The 23,384-nt window shown below is 57.3% G+C and carries 13 protein-coding genes and 1 pseudogene; 6 read left to right on the top strand and 8 right to left on the bottom strand.

Features of this window, described 5'->3' with window-relative positions; genetic code table 11:
• From CTT34_RS12075 to rfaH, 4 genes are all read left to right on the top strand, one after another.
• Entirely contained in the window at nucleotides 1–1,620 is a 1,620-nt protein-coding gene (locus CTT34_RS12075) for an LTA synthase family protein (protein ID WP_159342651.1), read from the top strand.
• A complete protein-coding gene (locus CTT34_RS12080) occupies nucleotides 1,617–8,948 on the top strand; it encodes a type I polyketide synthase (RefSeq protein WP_159342652.1) in 7,332 nt (2,443 codons plus the stop codon). Before CTT34_RS12075 ends, CTT34_RS12080 begins: the two co-directional genes overlap by 4 nt.
• Nucleotides 8,945–10,276, top strand: coding sequence for an aminotransferase class I/II-fold pyridoxal phosphate-dependent enzyme (locus CTT34_RS12085; RefSeq protein ID WP_159342653.1), 1,332 nt, complete (start codon nucleotides 8,945–8,947; stop codon nucleotides 10,274–10,276). Before CTT34_RS12080 ends, CTT34_RS12085 begins: the two co-directional genes overlap by 4 nt.
• A gap of 225 nt (nucleotides 10,277–10,501) precedes the next feature.
• Nucleotides 10,502–11,017 (top strand): transcription/translation regulatory transformer protein RfaH, encoded by a 516-nt coding sequence (rfaH, locus tag CTT34_RS12090; protein ID WP_159342654.1) that lies wholly within the window; start codon nucleotides 10,502–10,504, stop codon nucleotides 11,015–11,017.
• A gap of 376 nt (nucleotides 11,018–11,393) precedes the next feature.
• On the opposite strand, the gene CTT34_RS12095 is transcribed toward rfaH, so the two are convergent.
• Nucleotides 11,394–12,641, bottom strand: a complete 1,248-nt coding sequence (locus tag CTT34_RS12095) for a hypothetical protein (protein ID WP_159342655.1) — start codon at nucleotides 12,639–12,641, stop codon at nucleotides 11,394–11,396.
• Nucleotides 12,641–13,393, bottom strand: a complete 753-nt coding sequence (locus CTT34_RS12100; RefSeq protein ID WP_159342656.1) for a glycosyltransferase family 25 protein — start codon at nucleotides 13,391–13,393, stop codon at nucleotides 12,641–12,643. Before CTT34_RS12100 ends, CTT34_RS12095 begins: the two co-directional genes overlap by 1 nt.
• Nucleotides 13,394–13,563: 170 nt before the next feature.
• Between CTT34_RS12100 and CTT34_RS12105 the strand changes: the two are divergent.
• Nucleotides 13,564–14,069 (top strand): annotated as a pseudogene (locus CTT34_RS12105) (REP-associated tyrosine transposase); the annotation flags it as partial.
• A gap of 249 nt (nucleotides 14,070–14,318) precedes the next feature.
• Here the strand turns inward: CTT34_RS12105 and cysQ are convergent.
• The 4 genes from cysQ to CTT34_RS12125 form a co-directional block, all read right to left on the bottom strand.
• Nucleotides 14,319–15,086 (bottom strand): 3'(2'),5'-bisphosphate nucleotidase CysQ, encoded by a 768-nt coding sequence (gene cysQ / locus CTT34_RS12110; RefSeq protein ID WP_159342657.1) that lies wholly within the window; start codon nucleotides 15,084–15,086, stop codon nucleotides 14,319–14,321.
• 118 nt (nucleotides 15,087–15,204) lie between these two features.
• The gene (cysN, locus tag CTT34_RS12115; RefSeq protein WP_159342658.1) at nucleotides 15,205–17,109 is read right to left on the bottom strand and encodes a sulfate adenylyltransferase subunit CysN; all 1,905 of its coding nucleotides are present in this window, start codon (nucleotides 17,107–17,109) and stop codon (nucleotides 15,205–15,207) included.
• Nucleotides 17,109–18,011, bottom strand: a complete 903-nt coding sequence (gene cysD / locus CTT34_RS12120) for a sulfate adenylyltransferase subunit CysD (protein WP_054641454.1) — start codon at nucleotides 18,009–18,011, stop codon at nucleotides 17,109–17,111. The genes cysN and cysD overlap by 1 nt, the downstream gene beginning before the upstream one ends.
• 82 nt (nucleotides 18,012–18,093) lie before the next feature.
• Nucleotides 18,094–18,861 (bottom strand): helix-turn-helix domain-containing protein, encoded by a 768-nt coding sequence (locus tag CTT34_RS12125; protein WP_159342659.1) that lies wholly within the window; start codon nucleotides 18,859–18,861, stop codon nucleotides 18,094–18,096.
• 141 nt (nucleotides 18,862–19,002) lie between these two features.
• Between CTT34_RS12125 and CTT34_RS12130 the strand changes: the two genes are divergently transcribed.
• Nucleotides 19,003–20,730 (top strand): SLC13 family permease, encoded by a 1,728-nt coding sequence (locus CTT34_RS12130; RefSeq protein ID WP_159342660.1) that lies wholly within the window; start codon nucleotides 19,003–19,005, stop codon nucleotides 20,728–20,730.
• 71 nt (nucleotides 20,731–20,801) lie between these two features.
• Here the strand turns inward: CTT34_RS12130 and CTT34_RS12135 are convergent, their stop codons facing one another.
• Nucleotides 20,802–21,656, bottom strand: a complete 855-nt coding sequence (locus tag CTT34_RS12135) for a UTP--glucose-1-phosphate uridylyltransferase (protein WP_159342661.1) — start codon at nucleotides 21,654–21,656, stop codon at nucleotides 20,802–20,804.
• A 26-nt stretch (nucleotides 21,657–21,682) separates the two neighbouring features.
• Nucleotides 21,683–23,350 (bottom strand): glucose-6-phosphate isomerase, encoded by a 1,668-nt coding sequence (pgi, locus tag CTT34_RS12140; RefSeq protein ID WP_159342662.1) that lies wholly within the window; start codon nucleotides 23,348–23,350, stop codon nucleotides 21,683–21,685.
• Nucleotides 23,351–23,384: the final 34 nt, after the last annotated feature.

Here is a 23,384-nt window from a genome sequence, read left to right on the forward strand (position 1 = left end):
ATGCTCTCCAGCCTATTAGTGTCGCTTAGTCTGCCATTATTGGTAGGGCTATTGGGCAGCTTAGCGTTTGAAGCGCTGCTATCTCCAAGGCCTACTCCCCTCTGGAAGCGCTCCATCGCCGCGAACACCATCCACTTAGGCAGCTGGTTACTGCTATTTGGGATGTTCACGCTGCTACTTCAGCGCCCCTGGTTTGCCGTGGTCTTTGTGCTTTCACTACAACTGGTAGTGATTCAATCGAGCAATACCAAGTCCAAAACGCTCAACGAGCCGTTTATTTGCCACGACTTTGAGTACTTTTGGGACGCCATTCTGCACCCACGCCTTTATGTTCCCTTTTTTGGCATTGGCCTCGCCATCGCTGCCAGCAGCGCGGGGGCCATCGCCATTGGCAGCTTCCTCTATTTGGAATCGTCACTGATTAGCCAATGGGGCGCTGGGCTCTTTTTGCAAAGCACCGTATTACTCATTGGGCTGGGCGCACTGCTGCTGGGGATTGGGTTACGCTCACTGGCAGCCGTTTCCCTCCAACCCGTGGATGACCTTCACCGTGTTGGGCTACATGCTAGCCTTTGGGCCTACGGTGTAGCGTTAATGCGTTCGTCACCACCTGATCCCTCGGCATCGCCCTACACCGCTGCCAGCCAGCAGGCGGCGGCCGCCCCCCAGGACATCGCCACGCTACCCAATGTGGTACTGGTCCAGAGCGAATCATTTTTCGATCCGCGCCCATGGTGCCCAGAGGTCGCCCCGTCGCTGCTGCAACATTTCGACACCACTTTTACCGAGGCCGTCGAAAAGGGTGAGTTGAGCGTACCCGCTTGGGGCGCCAATACCGTACGCACCGAGTGCGCGGTGCTCACAGGCCTGACACCCAGCGATTGGGGCCCACGACAATTCAACCCCTACCGCACGCTAAGCCGCCACCCGCTGCCCAGCGTGGCGAGCGCTTTTCGCGCGCAGGGTTACCGCACTATTTGCGTGCACCCTTACCCCGCTACCTTTTACATGCGCGATAAGGTCATTCCGCAGCTAGGCTTTGATACCTTTATCGATATCAGCGCGTTTAGCAGCAGCGATAAGCACGGGCAGTACATAGGCGACCGAGCCGTGGCACGAAAGGTTGGACGCCTGCTGAAAGATGACGATAATAGGCCGCTATTTATTTTTGTGATCACCATGGAAAACCACGGCCCGCTGCATCTGGAAGCGCCCCAACAGGCACGTTTGGCCGATACGCTGCCGAACGCCGCGTGGCCGCTTCCAGGCCATCTGCGGGAGCTCGCCGTTTACTTGCACCATTTAGGTGAAGCTGATCAAATGCTGGCAAGCGTTAAAACAGCGCTAAACGAGAGCACGAGGCCTGGAATACTGGGCTGGTATGGCGACCACGTCCCTATACTGCCCGATGCGTATGGGTACTTCATGCCCCCTACGGGCAGCACCCCATACATGATATGGTCAACGCAACCAACACCGCCTGACCAAATGCCTGCCGAGCAACCGCCGCAGGGAATAGCAGCCAACGAACTTGGCGTCCGGCTATTTAAACAAGTGTTTGGACGCGATATAAGTAACGATGTGATCAAGGCAGAACCAGAACCTCAGGAGCAAGAATGACTAAACGTGTGGCCATCATCGGTGCCGCCCATCGTTTCCCCGGCACCACCCCTGAAACGTTCTGGCAAGACCTGCAAGCCGAAAAAGACCTCGTCACCCAAGTGGCCCCAGATCGCTGGAGCCATGAAGCCTTTTGGCACCCAGATAAACGCCACCCTGGCACCAGCGTTACCTTTGCTGCGGGCAGCCTGGGCGATATCAGCGGGTTCGACGCAGAGTTTTTCGGTATTTCCCCACGCGAAGCGGCCAATATGGATCCGCAGCAGCGCATGCTGCTGGAACTCGCCTGGGAAACCATGGAAAGCGCCGGCATTGTGCCCAGCACTCTGCGTGGCAGCCAGTGCGGCGTTTTCCTGGGCGTCGCCAGTCTTGACTACTCTTACCGTTTAGCCGATGACATGTCGGCTATTGATGCTTCGACCGCCACGGGCAACACCTCGAGCATCGCCTCCAACCGCCTCTCTTATGTGTTTGACTTGCATGGCCCCAGCATGTCGCTGGACACCGCGTGCTCGTCCTCCATGGTGGCGTTTCACCAGGCTTGCCAATCCATTCGCAGCGGTGAAACGACCATGGCACTGGCGGGCGGTATCAGCCTGCACTTGCACCCCTACGGCTTTATCATTTTCTCTAAAGCCAGCATGCTCTCGCCCACCGGCCGCTGCCAAGTGTTCGATGAAGCGGGCAACGGCTACGTGCGCTCGGAAGGGGCTGGCCTATTCCTGCTCAAGGACTACGACCTAGCCGTTGCCGACGGCGATAACATTCTGGCCGTGGTCGCAGGCTCAGCGGTGAATACCGATGGTCATAAATCGGGTCTGACGGTACCGAACCCCAGCGCCCAAACCGATCTTATGCGCCGAGCTTACGAACAGGCCGGTATCTCCCCCGATGAGATCGACTATTTAGAAGCACACGGCACTGGCACCGCCGTTGGCGACCCGATTGAAACCCGCGCCATTGGCGAAGCGATTGGCAAACATCGCCAAACGCCGCTGCTGATCGGCTCGGTGAAGAGTAACGTAGGCCACCTGGAAACCGCCTCAGGCGTCGCCGGGCTTGCGAAAGCACTGTACAGCCTACAGCACCGTGAAGTCCCCGCGACCATCGGCATTCGTAAGCTGAACCCACGCATCAAATTCGATGAGTGGAATTTAAGCGTGGTCACCAAAGCCCAGCCGCTAAAACCCGAAGGCCGCTTGGTGATTGGCATTAACTCGTTTGGCTTTGGTGGTGCTAACGCCCACGTGATTTTGGAAAGCGCACCGGAAAAAACCGCAGCGCCTCGCCAAACACCGGATACCCCGCTGCCCATTCGTTTAAGCGCCCAAAGCGAAGCAGCGCTAACGGAAAACGCCCTTGCCCTGTCTAAGCACCTTCAGGAAGCTGGCCAAGGGTTTTACGATATCGCCCATACGCTGTTCCATCACCGTGAGCAGCACAGCCACGGCGCACTATGCTTCGCCAGCAGTGCAGAAGAAGCAGCCACGGCACTGCGCCAGTTTGCCGAAGGCGAAGCCAGCCAGGTCATGACGCTGGAGCGCCTCGCCAACGCCAGGGGCCCGGTGTTCGTTTATGACGGTAACGGCTGCCAGTGGGAAACCATGGGCCACGACCTACTGGATACCGACGCCGACTTCACTGCTGCCATTGACCGCGTCGATGCCCTGTTCCAGCGCTACGGCAGCTTTTCACTGCGTGACGAATTAGCAGGCCGTAACCAGCCTGAAGGCGAAGAGAGCCGCTTCGTACGCACCGAAATCGCCCAGCCTGCGCTATTTGCCCTGCAAGTGGCGCTCACCGAGTGGCTAAAAGCCCAAGGCATTACCCCTGCTGCCGTATTTGGTCACAGCGTGGGCGAAGTTGCCGCCGCTTGGGCCTCCGGCGCGCTCAGCCTGGAAGATGCGGTCAAAGTCATCTATTACCGCAGCGATTTCCAAGGCAAAACCCGTGGCTTGGGTGAGATGACCGCAGTGGCGATGAGCGCTGAAGAGATCGCCCCTTGGCTTGCCAAACCAGCATTTGACCGCGTAAGCCTAGCAGGCATTAATAGCCCCAAAGGCATTACCCTAGCAGGCGACCGCGGCCAGCTTAGCGAGCTGGAAGCCGCACTGAGCGCCGAGGGCACCTTTGCCAAGCGGCTGCCGCTTGATTACGCCTTCCATAGCCCCGCCATGGATAGCATCCAGGCAGGCGTGGTTGATGCTCTCGCGGATATCAAGCCCCAAGCCACAGAGATCCCCTATTTCTCTACGGTGACAGGCGCGCTCAGTGAAGGGACGAAACTGGATGCCCACTACTGGTGGCTCAATATTCGCGAGCCGGTGCTGTTCGATAGCGCCGCCACCGCATTGATTGAGCAAGGCTACAACGTCTTCGTCGAAGTCGGCGCGCACCCGATCTTGCGCCGCTACCTCAACGAATCGCTGCGCCAGCAAGAGCGCAGCGGCCTAGTGTTCGGCACCATTGAGCGCCACAAGCCTGGGTTAGACGGCTTGAACCGCACGCTCAGCCAGCTGCTACTCAGCGGATTAAGCGTCAACAGCCAGCGCTTCTTCCCGGTAGAGGGCCAGCGCGTCCTGCTGCCCCGATACTCATGGCAGCGCACTCACCTATGGGTTCAAGGCACCAACGACGGCCAAGGCCTGCTATCACGCTATTACCAGCACCCACTGCTGGGTTACCCATTAGCGCAGCAAGAGCACACCTGGGAAAGCCAGCTAGACACCAAGCGGCAGCCCTGGCTTGCCGACCACGTGGTAGGTGAAGGCGCGGTCTTCCCCGGCGCCGGGTTTGTAGAACTCGCGCTTGCCGCCGCGCTGCAGCAGAAAGAGACGCCAGTTCTGGATATCGAAGAGCTGGAAATTCGCGCCCCGCTGCTGCTGGACGGCCCTAACGGCCGCACCATGCGCCTTACCCTAGACCCCGATGATGGTCGCCTGGAGATTCTCTCCCGCGAGCCCACCACGGGAAGCGAGTGGCAGCTCAATGCCGTGGCGCGCCGCATGCGCGAAAGCCGTGGCTTCCTGCTCAATCGCCAAGCGCCAGCGCTGCCTCAGCGAGACGCCGACTACACCCTGGATGAGCACCTGCACATGGCCGAACGTATTGGCCTGCACTATGGCCCTGCGTTCCAAGCCATTCAACGCGGCTGGATTGAGGGCGATAGCGTCATTGGTGAAATCAAACTCTCCGAGGCGGTGGCTGAACAGTTAGATACGCTGCATGTGCATCCCGGCATTCTGGATAGCGCCTTCCAGATGTTTATTCCGCTGCTGGCACAGCACAGTGAATTTGCCGCCCAGCTCGCCTTTGTACCGGTGCGCGTGGGTCGCATTCAGGTTAATGCCGAGGCAGTCGCGCCAGTGCTGGCCCGTGCGGTGATGGGCAAACGTGCCCCGCACTCCTTCACGGCCGATTTTGAGTTATTTGATGCCCAAGGCCGCGCCGTGGCCGTGCTAAGCCAGACACGCTTCAAGGCCATTCGCCTGAACCGAGCGCACCACCAGCACTTCAGCTACCTGGATGTAGAGCTCACCCCTGCCCCATTGCAAGCCGCCGCGCTGCCGCTGCCTGCGGACGCCTTAACGCGCTTGATGGGGTTAAGCGATGCCTATACCGCCAGCACCGGCCAGCGCTATGCGCAAGAAGTCGCGCCGCTGCTGGATAGCCTGAGCGAAGCCTTTGCACAACAGGGCACCAGCCCCGTTCAAGATGACGAAGCGTCATTGGCACCAGAAACCATTTGGCAGCTACTGGTACAGGATTACCCCGACTACTTCGCGCCCATTCACGCTGTGGGCCGTTTGGGCCTGCACCGTGAACCGCTGCTCAACGGCAGCGATACGCTGGAAAGCCTGGGCATTACTGCCGAGCACTTGGCTGGCATCAACCGGGTACTGATCGGTGAAAACGGCTGGCAAGTCCTGGCCCGCGAGCTAGGCGCGCTGATGGACGCCTCGCTGGCCACCCTACCGGATGGACAACGTCTCAATCTGCTGGAAGCAGGCCCCTGTGCGCCCGCGCTAGGCCAGCGCCTGTTAGAGCAGCTTGCCCATGGCGAGCCAGGAGTAAGCGACCGCTATCGCTACCGCGCGCTTACCACCAGCGACACGGCGCACCATCAAGCGGAACAGCTGCAAGAGCGCTACCCGCTGATGGATATTCAGCCGTTAGACGAGGCGTTACCGGCATTGGCCGCCGCGCAAAAAGCGCAGCTCGCCTTTGTAAGCGCGGATGTCACCCAGCCCGAACGCACACGCCAGTTGATCGACGCTCTACCCGCTCAACTAGCCCCAGGCGCTCAGGTCATGGTGATTGGCCTTCATCCAAGCCGCTGGCTGGACGATCTGCTGGCAACGCCGGGCATCGATCAAGCCGCGCTGGAACAAAGCACGCTCATCGAGTGGTTGAGCAGCCAGGGGCTGAGCGTCTCCTCGCCTATCGAGTTAGAAGAGAACGGCGCTTACCTGCTGCACGCGCAACAAACAGAACACAACGACGCCAACGTTCAGGCATCCAGCACCCAAACGCTGCTGGTGGCCGCCGCTCAGCAAGAAGCGCTCGCGGCAGCGTTGGCCGAACAGCTGAATAGCCATGCAGGCCACAGCGTATGGCTTCGCATCAGCGATGCAGCGCCGCAAACGCTACTCAACGAAGCGCTTGCCGACCTGCCCGAAACACCTGCGGCACTGAACGTGCTTGACCTGCGTGAACTGGGTAGCACCGCCACGTCGGCTCAAACCCAACGCTGCTTTGGCGCACAGCAGTGGTCGCTGGCGCTAGAAGCCAGCGGCCTGGAAGCGCAAGGCAGTGCCGTGACGCTATGGCTAGCCACTCAAGGCTATCAACGCGCCGATGACGCCGCGCTATGGGGCTTTGGCCGCTCGCTGGCCAACGAAGCCGTGGGCCACAGCGTCACCCTCATTGACCTGCCGGATACCCCCAGCGCGGCCGCTTTAGCCATAGCGGCAGCCTCTATCGCTGAACCGGATAACGAAAACGAGCTGGTGATTACCCAGGAAGGCACCCGCTTTGCCACACGCCTACGAACGCTGCCTGCGCCGCATCCGCAAACCGCCGACAGCGAAGCGCCACGCCAAGCCATGACACTGGGCTTTACCCTGCCCGGCCAACTGCGCCAGCTACAGTGGCGGCCGCGCCAACTGCCGGAGCTAGGCGCGGATGACGTCGAAGTGCGCGTCAAAGCAACCGGCCTCAACTTCCGCGATGTGATGTACACCCTGGGCCTGCTCTCAGATGAAGCCATCGAAAACGGCTTTGCAGGTCCAACGCTGGGGCTTGAGTTCTCTGGCGAAGTCGTCGCCGTGGGCAGTAACGTGCACCACCTAACACCCGGCCAAGGCGTCGTGGGCTTTGGCCCCGCTAGCTTCAGCGACCGCTTGGTGGCTAGCCAGCACGCCGTGGCTCCGCTGCCCGACGGCGTCAGCTACGCCGCTGCGGCCACCATTCCGACCACGTTCTTTACCGTGTACTACGCGCTGAAGCATCTGGCGCGCCTAGAACCCGGCGAAAAAGTGCTGATTCACGGCGCAGCAGGCGGTGTAGGTATTGCCGCGCTGCAAATCGCCCAGTGGATGGGGGCTGAGATTTACGCCACGGTGGGGTCGGAAGAGAAGCGCGACTTCCTACGCCTGATGGGCGAAGAGCGCCTTTACGACTCCCGCTCGCTTACCTTCGCGGAAGAGATCCTCGAAGATACCCAGGGTGAAGGCGTCGATATCGTCCTTAACTCCCTGGCCGGTGAGGCCATCAACCAGAACCTGCGCGCTCTGCGCCCGTTCGGTCGTTTCCTGGAACTGGGCAAGCGCGACTTCTATGAAAACACCCATATCGGCCTGCGCCCGTTCCGCAACAACCTGAGCTACTTCGGGATCGACTCCGACCAGCTCATGAAGGTGCAACCCGCCCTCACCCAGCGTCTGTTCGGCGAAATGATGGCGCTGTTTAACGACGGCACGCTCAGTCCGCTGCCGTTTACCGCCTTTAGCCACAGCCAAGTCATCGATGCCTTCCGCTACATGCAGCAGGCGCGCCAGATCGGCAAGGTGGTGGTGACTTACGAACAGCCCATTGCCCCACCACGCCAAGAGCAGCTAGGCACCGCCCGCATGGCATTACCCAGCGATGCCAGTTACTTGGTGACCGGCGGCCTGGGCGGGTTTGGTCTGAAAACTGCGCAATGGCTGGTAGATAAAGGCGCGCGGGAGCTGATTCTCCTCAGCCGCAGCGGACCGGCCAGCGATGAAGCCCAAGCGGCCGTGGCAGCCTTCGAAGCTCAAGGCGTGAAAGTGCTGGCAGCGGCTTGCGACATCACCGACCGCGATGCGCTGGCCAAGGTGCTTGAACGTGCGAAAAGCGAACTAAGCCCGCTGCGTGGCATCGTTCATGCTGCCACGGTGATCGACGACGGGCTGATTCGCAACCTGGATGCCGAGCGCATTCAAAAAGTGCTCTCACCGAAGATCGACGGCGCCAAACACCTGGAAGCGCTGACAGCCAACGAAGCCCTCGACTTCTTCGTGCTCTATTCATCGGCGACCACGCTGTTTGGTAACCCCGGCCAAGCCAACTATGTGGCTGCTAACCACTGGCTCGAAGCGTTCGCGGCTCGCCGCCGTTCGCAAGGCCTACCAGCTACCTGCGTACGCTGGGGCGCGATTGACGACGTTGGTTTCTTGGCGCGTAACACTCGCACCCGTGACGCACTGCAAGAGCGCCTGGGCGGCTCGGCGCTGCGCTCCGACGATGCGCTCAATGTGCTCGAGCAAATGCTGCTGACGCCCGGGCCAAGCCTGGGCGTACTGGAACTGGAGTGGGGAGCCCTTGCGCGCTTCCTGCCCACCTCCAGCGCACCACGCTTCGATGAGATTGCTCGGGCCAGCGATGACGACGGTAGCCTGGATAGCGACGACGATATCAGCGCGCTGCTGGCGGATCTCTCGCCAGAAGAACTGCACAGCACGATTACCGAACTGCTGCGCGCCGAGCTCGCCAGCATTCTGCTGATCGACGAAGAGAAGATCGACGTGAACCGCTCGGTTTATGACATGGGCTTCGACTCGCTCATGGGGGTCGAGCTGATGACCGCCATCGAGAACCGTCTAGGCGTTCAGGTACCGGTGATGGTGCTCAGCGAAGCGTCTACGCTCGATAAGCTCGCGGGCGTGTTGATTCAAAAACTGCACCAGCACGATGAGGATGTTGAAGAGTCGCCACAAGATGCGTTAGCCTCTCTGGCCGCCCGCCACGGTGCGGATGGCCTTAACAGTGAGCCAGCATCATCCCCTGCGACCGAGACACCATGACCGCCAAGCGTTCTGAGTTAAAACGCCAACTTCTGGAGCAAGCGCGCAAGCGTCCCACCGCCAGAGCCGCCAGTCCCTCTGCCCCCAGCGCCCAAAGCGCGGGGGCAGCCCGCTCTGTTCCTGAGCGCTTTACACGCTTTGATGCCCACCCGGGCTATCAACAGCTTATGCTGCTGCGCGAAGGCGCTAAACAGCTTGGCCTGAAAGTGCCCTTCTTCAAGGTACACGACGGCCTTGCCGGGGCGACAAGCGTGATGGATGGCCGCACCTGCATTAACTTCGCCAGCTACAACTACCTGGGCTACTCCGGAGACCCGCGTGTCGTTCAAGCCGCCAGTGATGCAGCCGCCCACTATGGCACCTCTGTCTCAGCCAGCCGTGTGGTCTCAGGGGAGCGCCCTATTCATGGTGAGCTAGAGCGTGCCATTGCCAAGGCCTACGCCGTAGAGGATGCCGTCGCGTTCGTCAGCGGCCACGCAACCAATGTATCTACCCTTGGCTACCTGCTCGGCCCAAAAGATCTCATCCTGCACGACGAGTATATTCACAACAGCTCGTTGGTGGGCGCACAGCTCTCTGGTGCCAAGCGCATGTCGTTTAGCCACAACGACCCGGACGCCCTGGAAGCACTGCTCACCCAGCACCGCCACCAGTTCGAGCGTGTGTTGATAGTGATCGAGGGGCTCTACAGCATGGACGGCGACATCCCCGATCTGCCGCGCTTTATCGCCCTCAAACAGCGCCATCAAGCCTGGCTAATGGTCGATGAAGCCCACTCTTTCGGCGTGATGGGAGAAACCGGCCTCGGCCTGCGGGAACACTTTGCGATTGACCCCACCGATGTCGATATCTGGATGGGCACCATGAGCAAAACGCTTTCTGGCTGCGGCGGCTACATTGCTGGCAACACCGCGCTAGTGGAAACGCTGCGCTACTTCGCACCGGGCTTTTTGTACAGCGTCGGCATGCCCGCGCAAGTGGCCGCCCCCTCGCTCAAAGTGCTGGAGCTCATGCCCCAGGAACCCGAGCGCGTCGCCAAACTGCAGGAAATCTCCCGCTACTTCTTAGAGCAAGCCCAAGCCCGTGGCATGGACACAGGCCACAGCATCGGCTCCGCCGTGGTGCCCATCATCGTCGGCAGCTCGCCCCTGGCCGCGCACCTCTCCAACGCGCTGCTGGAGCAAGACATCAACGTTCAGCCCATTCTGTACCCCGCCGTACCGGAAAAAAGCGCCCGCCTGCGCTTCTTCCTCTCCTGCGAACATACCCAAGCACACATCGACGAGACGTTGGACGTGCTTGAAAAGTTGATGGCGAAAGGGATGTGACGGGTGAGTGGTGAGTGGTGAGTGGTGAGTGGTGAGTGGTGAGTGGTGAGTGGTGAGTGGTGAGTGGTGAGTGGTGAGTGGTGAGTGGTGAGTGGTAACACCGTAGCGCGGCGTAACGAAAGAGCGAGAGCATCGAGCGAAAGAGGCACCCGCGAGGGCGGCGATAGCCGCCTGGAAGGTGGTACGTTAACCTAGGGAGCCACCGGGCAATAGGAAAGGTAGTCAATGGTAGTAGAAGCAACCGAGACCAGCACTGCCCACTGGTACGTCATTCAGTGCAAAGGGAGCGAATCCTTTCGCGCGGCGGAGCATCTTTCGAACCAAGGTTACGAGGTGTTTCATCCAGTGTTGGATGTAAAACGCAAACGCCAAGGGAAGCTCACCACCGTCACTGAGCCGCTGTTCCCCTACTACCTGTTTATTCGATTAGACCAGGTCGTCAGCAACTGGCGTCCCATTCGCTCTACCCGGGGCGTACTGCGCCTACTCACCTTCGGCAACACCCCCATCGCCGTGCCCGACGCGCTTGTAGAGACCTTACGCGCCCAACCCCACCGCCAAGAAGGTAGCCACAGCTACTTCACTGCCGGAGAAAAAGTCACCATCACCGACGGCCCCTTCAAAGACCTAGAAGCCATCTTCACCCGCTGTAAGGGTGAAGAGCGCGCCATCGTGTTGCTGAACGTCCTCCAACGGCCTCAGCAGGTAGAGCTACCGGTTGAAAGCTTGGAAAAGCGGTGAAGAGCGTATAGCCACACGAAATGAATGCTGTGCCACACAATGTGGCACCCGCGAAGGCGGCAGATAGCCACTTGGATAGAGCCACCGTGCAGCATCAGACCTCGGCGCCACCATCGGCACTCCTAACGGAGTGCTTCGCGGGTGCGCTATCGCTTACACCGCGCTACGGGTGCCCGCTTAAGTGCACTGGAGCCACGTAGCGCGGCGTAACGAAAGAGCGAGAGCAACGAGCGAAAGAGGCACCCGCGGGGGCGGCGCTAACCGCCTGATTTAACCACCGTGAATCATCATCGCCCCCTTGGCACCGCTTACGCTGCGCTTCGGGGACCCTCACCTTGATGGAAGCCCCCGACACGGTGCTACGAACTCTGAAAGGCTAGCGGATGGTCGCAAAATAGCGCTGCACCATCCTCCGATACCAAAACAGCCGTAAGATGTTGATCACACCAAGTACAAAAGGCACCGCGTAAATAATAAATACCCACTCCTGGGCTTGCGGCATTAAGCGCACGATGCCAAACACCAGCAATACGAATAAAAAAACCACCATATTGAAGGCAAGTGAAAGGCGCTCATAGCCACAAAAATTAATCAGCACCGATTCAATAACACCCAACTGCCCAGTAGCGACGTTAAACGCAAAAGCCGCAACAAAAAACAGCACCAACCAAGTATCGTTCACCGCACCAGACATATAAAAATACACGATAATCGTCAGCGACAGCGCAGGCACCAAAGCGGCGACCAAGGCATGGATTTTTTGACGAAGCGGCACCACGACCGAACGCGCATAATCACGTGCCATCACCATTTTAGACAACGCCGCAGCACTATTATTAATCAGCCCTCGTGGTAAAGCGGACATCGCGCTAAAGACCGCAGCACATAGCGACGCTACAAGAGCAACCTCACTTCCTCCCAGGGCGATAAACAGCGAGGGCAAAATGAAACCGACGCCACTACTCGCCGCGTTGGAAAAACCAACCACCAAACTCGACACTAAATCGCTGGGCGCGATGAACAGCGTGTCACCAGAAACGCGAGTGTTGCCCTCTTGGAAAACCAATACACCCACAAACATGACGAAGGCCAACGCGTATGAGATCGATAATACGTTCAACAACTGATCTGCATGGAGCGGCCCTTCAATAAAGAACATCAGCAGCATCATGGCGATAAACAGGCACCCAATGACGCCATCGTAAAAAAACAGCCTCCAAAATTGGCGCTTAAAGACTAAATAATTACGAAAAACCTGATATACCGACGTCATCAGGATCAGTGCAAACACGTCTAGCCAATGCGGGACAGGAACGGCCAGAGACGCCATCAGTAACGCAAAAGCCGACACTCCCCCGCCTACCACCACACACGATGCCGCGTACCGCAGCAGTATCGCCAAGCGCTCATCCTCGGCCATACGCTTCATCAAAATAGTGGAAAACCCCACCCCCGACACCATGACAAAAAAGGCTGCCAAGGTGTACTGAGTGGAAAAAAACACCACGCTGTCAGGGACTAAAAAGAAACCAGCCACACCCAGTACAAAAATACGAAAACCACCGGGCGTTGCCGCCGTCATAAAGGGCAGCAGTCTTTCTAATGAACGACGAAAGGGCATCATCAATCGTCCTTCCTAGATTGAAGGTGGCGAAGGCATCCTCGCAGTACGCGCGCCATGAAAAAGATCTTACGACGCGAAGGTGTTTGGCGGTCTCCCTCTAACGAACTTTCGATATTGATGAAATCTTCCCACACCAATAACGGCCTCACTTCCTGTACCTTAACGCCCTTACTTTCAAAGTGCGGCCAGTCATCCAACACACAGCGGAGCGTGGTAGAAGCCTCTAACAATCTAGTTGCCCCAGCAGGTGTCACAACGTACCCCACCGCACCAGAGGGCCACGTTTTGAAGCCGCGCCCGAGCTTAAAGGCCCCTATTGGACTCCAACGCTTTAAGGGTTCAAAAAAGTGATACAGCGTTTTCCGGCGGTGATCTTTTTTAGAGTGGCCTAACAACACCACATCGAACGGAGCATTCGCGTCTAACAAACGATCTAAAAATGCTGGGAGTTCTCGTTCGATAAGCGCATCGTCCTCAAAAATGACGCAAGGCTTCCCGGCATCCACCACTTGCTGCCAGATTCTTCGATGGCTTACAAAGCAGCTCACCTCGCCTTTCGTGAGCATCCGGCCGTATCGCCCTTGAATCGCATCGCTATCGATGGGCAGATCGGCATGCTCGCTTTTCTCCAGGACCGTGGCATCAATGTACTGAAACGACATACTCAACTGAGACATTTGGCGCTCGATAGAGGCAATCCTTGTCTCGTCTCTCATGGTCAACACATAAACGCCAAACTGCTCAATGCTCACACGTCTGCTCCTTGGATCAATAGGGCTCCCATCATATGAGGGAATGTCATGCCATATTGTCCCTTACCCTACACAGCATGGCTACTCAGCATGGGCATCGTGGCTGTAAAGATGCATCGTCTTCTCATCGACGGTAGGCTATTGGCATCAATCACTGCAAGGAAGCAGCCATGGCGACCTACCGACGCGCCTATATCCCAGGCGGCACCTACTTTTTCACCGTGGTGACTTATGGTCGTCAACCGCTGTTATCGGATCGTTTAAATATAGATGCACTTGGCCGAGCATTTCGTCGAGTGCGTGACGAACAACCGTTTCAAATGGATGCCTTTGTTCTCCTGCCCGACCACCTGCACTGTATCTGGACACTCCCCGAAGGGGATGCGGATTATTCCTCCCGATGGAGAGACGTCAAAAAATATGCGTCTCAAGAATTTTTGTTTCCACCCGGCAGCCAACATGCCTGGCAGCGTGGTTTTTGGGAACACGTAATTCGCGACGAAAACGACTGGCAACGCCACATGGATTACATCCACTACAACCCGGTGAAGCACGGCTGGGCGCAGTCCCCTCGCGAATGGCAATAGTCCAGCTTTCACCAATGCGTAAAAAAGGACGGTACGCGCCAGACTGGGGCACACGAGACACACCCGAAGTGGCCGCCATGAACTGGGAAGAATCCTCGGCCCTACTGGCTCGCGGGTGCGTGATAACGATGCTCCACTTGAGCGCCGTAGTGCCACGTAGCGCGGCGTAACGAATGAACGAGAGCAACGAGCAAATGAGGCACCCGCGGGGGCGGCAGGTAGCCGCCTGGGTTAGGCCGCTGTGAATGATCACAACTCAGTGCCAAGATTGGCACTCCTAGCGGAGTGCTTCGCGGGTGCCTACCTCAAGTGCGGTGGCACCTATCAATACGGGTAATTTAGTGGCCCCACACCACAAAATAAGGGTTTAGCTTTTCAGCGGGGTTGGCATAGCTGAGCGGTTCGCCTTCCAAGGTCTCGACGCGTCCGCCTGCATAGCGCACGACCGCATGAGCGGCGCCGGTATCCCAGAGGCAGGTAGGGCCTAAGCGCGGGTAAGCATCGGCTTTACCTTCAGCAATTAAGCAAAGCTTGAGCGAGCTGCCCATGGGGAGCATTTCGTGTTCGCCTAATTTATTCAGCCAAGCCGCTAAATCTGGGCTGGGGTGAGAGCGACTGCCCACGACGCGCCAAGTTGAGCCTTCAGCAGGCTGTCCAGCCACTTGAATGGCATGACGTTGGCCGTCTTTCTCCACCTTAAACGCACCTACGCCTTCAGCCGCCACATACGCCGCCCCCAACGCAGGGGCAGTGACCACACCGAGCACGGGTACACCGTTTTCGATCAGCGCAATGTTGACGGTGAACTCACCATTACGCTTGATGAACTCTTTGGTGCCATCCAAGGGGTCGACCAGCCAATAGCGTCCGTCGGCATTCACGCCCGCAAACCCTTCCATGTCCTCTTCGGAGAGAATCGGGAGGCGAACCGACAGCGACTGAAGGCCCCGCACGATGACGTGATGAGCCGCTTGATCCGCCTCGGTCAGCGGGCTTTTATCCTCTTTCTCTTCGACGCTGAAGTCACGGGCATAGACCTTCATGATGGCATCGCCTGCCTCGCGCGCAATACGCTCTACCGCCTCCAGCAGTGTTTGATCGATCATCGTATCCATCCTTTACATTCGACATTAAAAACCGCCAACAACCCAAAGATGCTAAGTCGTTGGCGGTATGACGACAGAGGCTGACTCCAACCCCCTACGCGACGTCAACTGCGTGTCGTTAGCTGATCAAGCCGCGCTCACGTAGCGCCTCGATTACCGCATCGGCGGCTTCTTCGGCACTCATTTCAGACGTCTTCAAATGAACGTCGGGCGACTCGGGCGCTTCATAGGCGGAATCGATCCCCGTAAAGTTCTTCAATTCGCCACGGCGCGCCTTTTTGTAGAGGCCTTTTGGATCACGCGCTTCCACCACGTCCAGCGGCGCATCGACATAAATCTCGATGAATTCACCCTCTTCCAACAAGTCGCGGGCCAACTGCCGCTCGCTGCGGAACGGTGAAATGAACGCCGACATGACGATCAGGCCCGCATCGACCATCAGCTTGGCGGTTTCTGCCACCCGGCGCACGTTCTCGACCCGGTCGGCATCGGTGAACCCCAGGTCACGGTTCAAGCCATGGCGGACGTTATCGCCATCCAGCAAGTAAGTATGCTGGCCGTTACCAAACAGCTTCTTTTCCACCAAGTTGGCAATGGTCGACTTACCCGCGCCAGACAACCCCGTGAACCATAGCACCGCAGGCTTTTGCCCTTTGGCTAGCGCGCGTGCCTGCTTGTCGATATCCACGTGCTGCATATGAATGTTCTGGCTGCGGCGTAGCGCAAAGTGCAGCATGCCAGCGCCAACCGTATTGTTCGTCATACGGTCAATGAGGATGAAACCACCGGTATCCTGGTTCTCTTTATACGCATCGAACGCGACGGCGCGGTTCAAGCTAATCGTACACACGCCGATCCCATTCAAGTCCAGCTGCTTCCCCGCCGTGTGCTCAAGCGTATTGACGTTTACCTGATACTTGATATCGGTGACCGTGGCAGATACGAGCTGAGTCCCTAGTTTCATTAGGTAGGGACGTCCCGGCAGCAGCGGCGCCTCATGCATCCATACCAGCGTGGTTTCGAACTGGTCGGCCGTGTGTGCCGGCTGGTCGACGCCAGAAATGATGTCCCCACGGGAAATATCGATCTCGTCATCGAGCAGCAGCGTGATGGATTGCCCGGCGACCGCTTCCTCCAAATCGCCATCGAACGTATAGATGCGCGAGACGGTGCTGGTTTTACCTGAGGGCTGTACACGAATAGGATCACCAGGACGAACGACGCCGCTGGCGATCATACCGGTAAAACCCCGGAAATCGAGATTCGGGCGGTTGACCCACTGCACGGGCATTCGGAACGGTGAACGCTGCAGGCGCTCGTCGTCTACCTCGACGGTCTCCAGGTAGCCCATCAACGTGGTGCCGTGATACCACGGCATCTTCGCGCTGTGCTCGATGACGTTATCGCCCTTCAATGCCGACATCGGAATGAAGGTGATGTTTTCAAGCCCTAACTGCTTGGCGAACGCGCGGTACTCCTCGACGATTTGGTCGTAACGCGCTTTCGAGTAATCCACCAAGTCCATTTTATTGATGGCAACGATGATATGGCGCATGCCCATCAGCGACATCAAAAAGCTATGACGGCGGGTTTGGGTCAGAATGCCGTGGCGAGCATCCACCATCAGAATCGCCGCATCGGCCGTAGACGCCCCGGTCACCATGTTGCGGGTGTACTGCTCGTGCCCTGGCGTATCCGCGACGATGAATTTGCGTTTCTCGGTGGAGAAGAAGCGGTACGCCACATCGATGGTAATACCCTGTTCGCGCTCAGCGGCCAGACCATCGACCAACAGTGCAAAGTCCATCTCACCGCCTTGCGTTCCGTACTTCTTGGAATCGGCTTCGATGGCAGCCAGCTGGTCTTCGAACAGCAGCTTGGATTCGAACAGCAAACGGCCAATCAGGGTACTTTTGCCATCGTCCACGCTTCCACAAGTGATGAAGCGCAACAAACCTTTATGCTCGTGGGACTTCAGGTAGCCCTCGATATCTTCAGCAATCAGATCGGATGAGTGCGACATTAGAAGTACCCCTCTTGCTTCTTCTTCTCCATGGACGCCGCGCTGTCATGGTCGATCACACGGCCCTGGCGCTCGGATGTTTTGGTCAACAGCATCTCTTGAATGATTGCGGGTAGCGTGTCGGCTTCCGACTCCACGGCACCGGTCAGCGGGTAGCAACCTAAGGTACGGAAACGTACCTTGCGCATCATGGGCACTTCACCCGGTTCCAACGGCATGCGGTCATCATCAACCATGATCAGCGCGCCATCACGCTCCACTACCGGACGCTCGGCAGCGTAATAAAGCGGAACGATGGGAATGTTCTGCAGATGGATGTACTGCCAAATATCCAGCTCGGTCCAGTTCGAGAGCGGGAAGACACGAATGGACTCTTTAGGGTGCTTGCGCGTGTTGTAAAGCTTCCACAGTTCCGGCCGCTGATTTTTCGGATCCCAGCGGTGCTGCGCGGTGCGAAAAGAGAACACGCGTTCTTTGGCACGGGACTTCTCTTCATCGCGCCGTGCCCCGCCAAACGCTGCATCGAAGCCATACTTGTCCAGTGCTTGCTTCAAGCCTTCGGTTTTCATCACATCGGTATGAATGGCCGAACCGTGAGTGAAGGGGTTGATATCTTTCTCCACTCCTTCCGGATTGATATGCACGATCAATTCCATGCCGATCTCTTCGGCCATCTTGTCGCGGAATTCGTACATCGCTTGGAATTTCCAGCGGGTATCGACGTGCAGCAGCGGGAAAGGAGGCGGCGAGGGAGCAAAGGCCTTACGCGCCAGATGCAGCATCACCGCTGAATCCTTACCGACGGAGTAGAGCATCACCGGGTTTTCGGTCTCGGCGACCACTTCGCGCATGATCTGGATGCTTTCCGCTTCCAGCCGCTGTAAATGGGTGAGTGATGTCATCATCTTTCCCAACGTTGTGTGAAAAAACCGTTTTCAAGTGGCCGCTCGCGGCACTGCCTTAAAAACCTATGGATAAAAAGCCTTAGCGGTGTTCCAAACCGATATCTGCCGGTACCGCCACGACCGTTAACGTCGTTTGGCGATCGAGCCACTCGGTAAGCGTTTGGCTAGCCGAGAACAGCGCGCCGTGAAACACCACGGCGGCAGGCCGAGGCAGCGATGCCCACACCGCCTGATAATCGAACGCGGCCGGCGGACGCTCGTAACAGCGCATGTAGAGCTTTCCGCGTGCCCCGTGCAGGTACACTTGATAGAGCGCCCGCTGCACATGCGCCACACGTCTTACGCCGCCCTGCCAGCGCTGCTCGGCGCTCGGGTAGAGAGAGAACGTCGGGGCGACCGTTTTCTCGAACCACCGCCCTGCACGAGTGCGCTTTTTGGCTAGCGCATTCAGCTCCCAGGGGGCATGCTGCAACCCTTCGGTTTCCCACCAGTGCTCAATGGCACGCTGGGTGAGCTTTAGCCCCAAGCGCACATTCACCAAGTCGGCCAGCGCAGCGCTACTCCAGCCCGGCATGCCTTGAGGAGGTGCACCATAAAGCGCCTCCCAAAGTACGGTCTGGGCGGCAGCGCCCAGCGTATTGCCCTGCCCCTTCGTCCGGCCACGCGGCTTAACGGGTACGGCAGCCCATCCCCCTTCGCGAAAGGCCTTCCACGCCGCCGAAACCGTAGGCGCAGACAACCCCGTACGTTGGCTGGCCACCGCTACCGTATGGCCATCCAAACGCAGCCTGACAGCTTTTTTACGCTGCTCATTCAGGGCTTCAGGCGACAAATGTTTAGCGCTCAATTTTAAACATAACCCCTTGCTTTAAAAACAAAAACAAAGCGAAAAACAACACTGCTAATGGTAATTATTAGACACCATCATAAAAGCCTGCGTAAAATCCAGCAAGTAGACATGTATTTTCTGTTGACATAAGGACCCCACATGACCCCCTGGGCCGTCTTGTTATCCATTACCTTGTTGTTAGTTTTATTGATTAGCGGAAAGGTCAAACCTGCCATCGCGTTTGTGTCACTGGCCGCTGGTTACTTGCTGGTGGGATTCATCGATACGAGCACGTTACTCGTACAGTACACCAACCCAGCACTGGCTACGCTGCTGTTACTCTTGCTGGTATCGCTGGCGCTGGAGCGCTCGCCGCTGCTCGACTGGCTGTCTAAGCATTTACTCAAGGGCCACCCGAAATTGGCGACGGCACGGCTGATGGGCAGCACTGCCGTACTATCGGCTTTTTTGAACAACACCGCCGTCGTTGCCGCCTTTCTAGGGGCCATTACTCGCCAGCAAGGCATTGCACCTTCACGGCTACTGATCCCACTCTCTTACGCATCGATTCTTGGCGGCATTACCACGCTGGTGGGCACCTCGACGAACCTCGTGGTGAACTCTTTTCATCTGAACGCCAGCGGCAGCGAGCTGGGCATGTTTCAGTTTAGCCTGGTGGGCATCCCGGTTGCCTTGATCACCCTGGCCGTTCTGCTATGGCGTGCCAACGCGCTCCCCCACCACCGCCCTGAAGACACGGAAGAGAAACTCTCGTATTTCTTGGCCGCCGATGTGGAAGCCGAATCTCCCATGATTGGCCAAAGCATCGAGCAGAACGGGCTACGCAGCCTAGATGGTCTCTACCTACTAGAAATTGAGCGTCAAGGCAGGCTGATCAGCCCCGTGGCTCCCGATGAACAGCTACAGGCTGACGACACGCTGGTATTTACCGGTGAAGTCAGCAAAGTGCAGGCACTGCAGCGCTTTCCTGGCCTCAACCTGTTTGGGCACCAAGCCGATAACCTGCTCGCTACCAATCTGGTCGAGGTAGTGATCTCGCATGAGTCGGAATTAGCGGGTAAGACACTGCAAGACGTCGATTTTCGCAGTATGTTTAGTGCAGGTGTGGTGGGTATTCGTCGCGGAGACAAACGTTTAGAGGGACAATTAGGTAAAATCCCTCTCCGGGTAGGCGACTGTTTATTATTGGCCGTCAGCGCGGATTTTCGTCAGCACCGCAACCTAGACCGCAACTTTCATTTACTGAGCGGCAGCTTTACACGCCCACAACTCAACCGTAAGGAAAGCCTGATCACCCTAGGTGGTTTTGCGGCCGTCATTTCTTTGGCGGCGGCTAACTGGCTGCCGCTGTTTCACGGTTTACTCATTCTGCTAGGCGCGCTGCTACTGCTGAAGGTGATCAGCATGGCCGAACTGCGCAGACGTTTTCCTTTCGAGCTATGGCTCATCATTGGCTCTGCCTTGGCCATCGCCCAGGCGCTGGAAAACTCCGGCGCGGCGGCATTGCTCGCCGATGGCATGCAGGCCGTATTTAGCGGTTATGGCATTTATGCCGCCTTTATCGGCTGCTATTTATTGACGTTACTGCTCACGGAAACGGTCACCAACAACGCCGCCGCCGCGCTGGCCTTTCCCATTGCATGGAGCACAGCACAAGCGTTTGGGGCCGACCCGCTGCCTTTTGTCATGGCCGTTGCCTACGGTGCTAGCGCTTGCTTTCTGATTCCGTTTGGCTACCAAACCCACCTCATGGTGTATTCACCAGGGCGCTACAAAATCACCGACTTTTTCAAGATCGGCTTGCCTATTAGCCTCACCTATTCAGCGGCAGTGCTGCTAATTACGCCGCTAGTATTCCCCTTTTAGTGATGGATAGATTTTTACAAAAAAGCCGCTGCAGCGAGAGCTGAGCGGCTTTTTTGTTGCTTGGAGATGCGTTATACGTCGTAACCCGCCTCGCGGGCAAGCGTAGTATTGGCTTGGAGCCAGCCTTCAATATGACCGCAATCGAAGGTGCGGCCATGCATACGGAACGCCTGCACGGTTTGGCCTTCTTGCATTAAGCGGTCGATGGCATCGGTTAGCTGAATTTCGTTGCCCGCGCCCGGCGGCTGGTCGCGTAGCAGCTCCATGATTCGGTACGGCAGCACATAGCGGCCAATCACCGAAAGCCGTGACGGCGCGTCTTCCGGTTGGGGCTTTTCCACCACGCCGCGCATGGTGGCGCTCTCACCCGCTGCTGGCTCGTCGCAATCCACAATACCGTAACGATAAACGTCTTCTTGCGGCACCGCTTCTACCATGATTTGCGACGCATCGGAGGCTTCCCAGCGCTCGACCATGCTGCCCAAATCACACGCGCTGCTGCCTACCTGCGGCTTGACCAGCACGTCCGGCAGGATCACCGCGAACGGCTCGTCTTTGTCTAACAGGTGGGAAGCGCAGTAAATGGCATGGCCCAGCCCTTTGGCGTTGGGTTGACGCACGCTGGTGACTTTCAGCTTTTTAGGGGAAATGGCCGACAAGGTTTCCAGCAATGCATCTTTACCCTTGCTGGCTAGCGAATGCTCGAGTTCAAAATGCGCATCGAAGTGGTCTTCAATCGCTGATTTTCCAGCACGCGTGACCAAAATAATTTCGTTGATGCCTGCGGCCAGCGCTTCTTCCACCACGTGTTGGATAAGAGGGCGATCCACCACCGGCACCATCTCTTTAGGAATCGCCTTGCTGATCGGCAGCAGGCGCGTACCAAACCCGGCCACTGGAATAATCGCTTTGCGTACGTGAGTCATTGGCCATTTCCTTTTTCATTACATTGCTAACGCCACTCATTTACTTTACGCAGCAGCTGAGCAGTACTGGGATCTTCTACATTGTCGTGTTGAGCCGGTTGCCCCACCAGCGTTTGGTAGAGGCTACTGGCTAATTGCTTTCCTAGCTCAACACCTGGCTGATCAAACGGATTAATGTTCCACAACACCGACTGTACAAATACTTTGTGTTCATAAAGCGCCAACAGCGCGCCAAGTGACCAAGCGTCCAGCGTTTTTAACAGTATGGCCGAATTAGGCTGATTGCCACGATACCCTTGTGCCATATAACCGCGTAGTGACGGGGGGATCGCATCGTCGCCTAATGCAAATAACTGAGCTTGGGCAAGGCAATTTGCCAAAGTCAACGCCCCCTGCTCTTTCAATGCAGTATAGATTTGGGCTGAGGGAAAGCTTGAGCCCCCTGCTATCGCGATAAAATCCGCACTAACGGTATGACCACCTTGGTGTAGCAATTGATAAAAAGCATGCTGCGCGTTGGGTCCTACGTCGCCCCATAAAATAGGGCAAGTGGCATGGTTAATCGAGCGGCCATCGAGCCCCACGCTTTTACCGTTCGACTCCATTTCAAGCTGCTGCAAATACGCCGCGAGACTTTTCAGGCGACCATCGTAAGGCAGCACCACATGGGTAGGGATATTCAAAAACTGACAGTTCCACGCCCCTACCAGCCCTACTAACACAGGCAAATTATCTTTTAACGGAGTTGCCATGAAATGCTGATCCATGGCGTGGGCGCCGTCTAATAGCGCATCAAATTGCTCTAGGCCCAACTGCATCGCAATACTGACGCCAATGGGCGACCACAACGAAAACCGGCCGCCAATCCACTCTTTGAATTCCAACTGATGTGCTTCAGGAATGCCAAACTCGGTCATTTTGTCGGGTTTTGCTGACACACCAAGCAACTGATAACGGCGAATGGTGGCTTCTTCGACTTCGAGCGCATCACTAAGCCACAACAGTGCCGTACGCGCATTGAACTGAGTATCGGCCGTGGTGAAGGATTTAGACGCCAACACCAGCAAGGTCGTAGCCGGATTGAGAGTCTCCATCAAGGGGAGTAGCTGCGAGCCATCCATGGTCGAGACATAGTGCACGCCCACTTTGACACGGCTGGGGCAGTCCGCCAGTGACTCACTCACCAATTTGGGGCCTAAATCCGAACCGCCTACACCGATATGCACAATATCAGTGATCGCTTGCCCGGTGGCACCAAACCACTCGCCTTGGTGTACTCGCTGTACCAAGCTCGCCATTTTGGTACGCTGCTGCTGGCAAAATTTTGCCGCTGCTTCCATCCCTTCGGGCGGTAACTTCTTAGCTGGCCAGCGGGCCGCCATATGCAGTGCCGGACGTTTCTCTGAAGAATTTACCTCAGCGCCCGCAAACAGAGCCTGGCGTTTCGCTTCAAGACCACAGCTATAGGCCCACTCCACCAATAAAGAAAGTGTTTGCTGCGTTAAACGCTGTTTACTGAAATCGATATGCAGCGAGCCAAGCGTATACGCCAACGATGCAGCGCGCTGCTGAGCGGTATCGTCATTTTCTAACAAATCACTAAGGGATTGCGCTTGCAAGTGTTCTGCATGTGCCGCTAACGCGTTAAGGGGGGTGTACACCCGCTGATGTAGCGCCGATGAAGATGTTTCCATGAGTCTTCCTTGATATAGCAACAGGCGACGTAAC

This window comes from Halomonas meridiana, from assembly GCF_009846525.1.
Lineage (GTDB): Bacteria > Pseudomonadota > Gammaproteobacteria > Pseudomonadales > Halomonadaceae > Vreelandella.

Bases quoted from the DNA above. Each gene is read 5' to 3' on its own strand.
- CTT34_RS12075 (WP_159342651.1), top strand. From the start codon at position 1: ATGCTCTCCAGCCTATTAGTGTCGCTTAGTCTGCCATTATTGGTAGGG.
- CTT34_RS12080 (WP_159342652.1), top strand. From the start codon at position 1,617: ATGACTAAACGTGTGGCCATCATCGGTGCCGCCCATCGTTTCCCCGGC.
- CTT34_RS12085 (WP_159342653.1), top strand. From the start codon at position 8,945: ATGACCGCCAAGCGTTCTGAGTTAAAACGCCAACTTCTGGAGCAAGCG.
- rfaH (WP_159342654.1), top strand. From the start codon at position 10,502: ATGGTAGTAGAAGCAACCGAGACCAGCACTGCCCACTGGTACGTCATT.
- CTT34_RS12095 (WP_159342655.1), bottom strand. From the start codon at position 12,641: ATGATGCCCTTTCGTCGTTCATTAGAAAGACTGCTGCCCTTTATGACG.
- cysQ (WP_159342657.1), bottom strand. From the start codon at position 15,086: ATGATCGATCAAACACTGCTGGAGGCGGTAGAGCGTATTGCGCGCGAG.
- cysN (WP_159342658.1), bottom strand. From the start codon at position 17,109: ATGTCGCACTCATCCGATCTGATTGCTGAAGATATCGAGGGCTACCTG.
- cysD (WP_054641454.1), bottom strand. From the start codon at position 18,011: ATGACATCACTCACCCATTTACAGCGGCTGGAAGCGGAAAGCATCCAG.
- CTT34_RS12130 (WP_159342660.1), top strand. From the start codon at position 19,003: ATGACCCCCTGGGCCGTCTTGTTATCCATTACCTTGTTGTTAGTTTTA.
- CTT34_RS12135 (WP_159342661.1), bottom strand. From the start codon at position 21,656: ATGACTCACGTACGCAAAGCGATTATTCCAGTGGCCGGGTTTGGTACG.
- pgi (WP_159342662.1), bottom strand. From the start codon at position 23,350: ATGGAAACATCTTCATCGGCGCTACATCAGCGGGTGTACACCCCCCTT.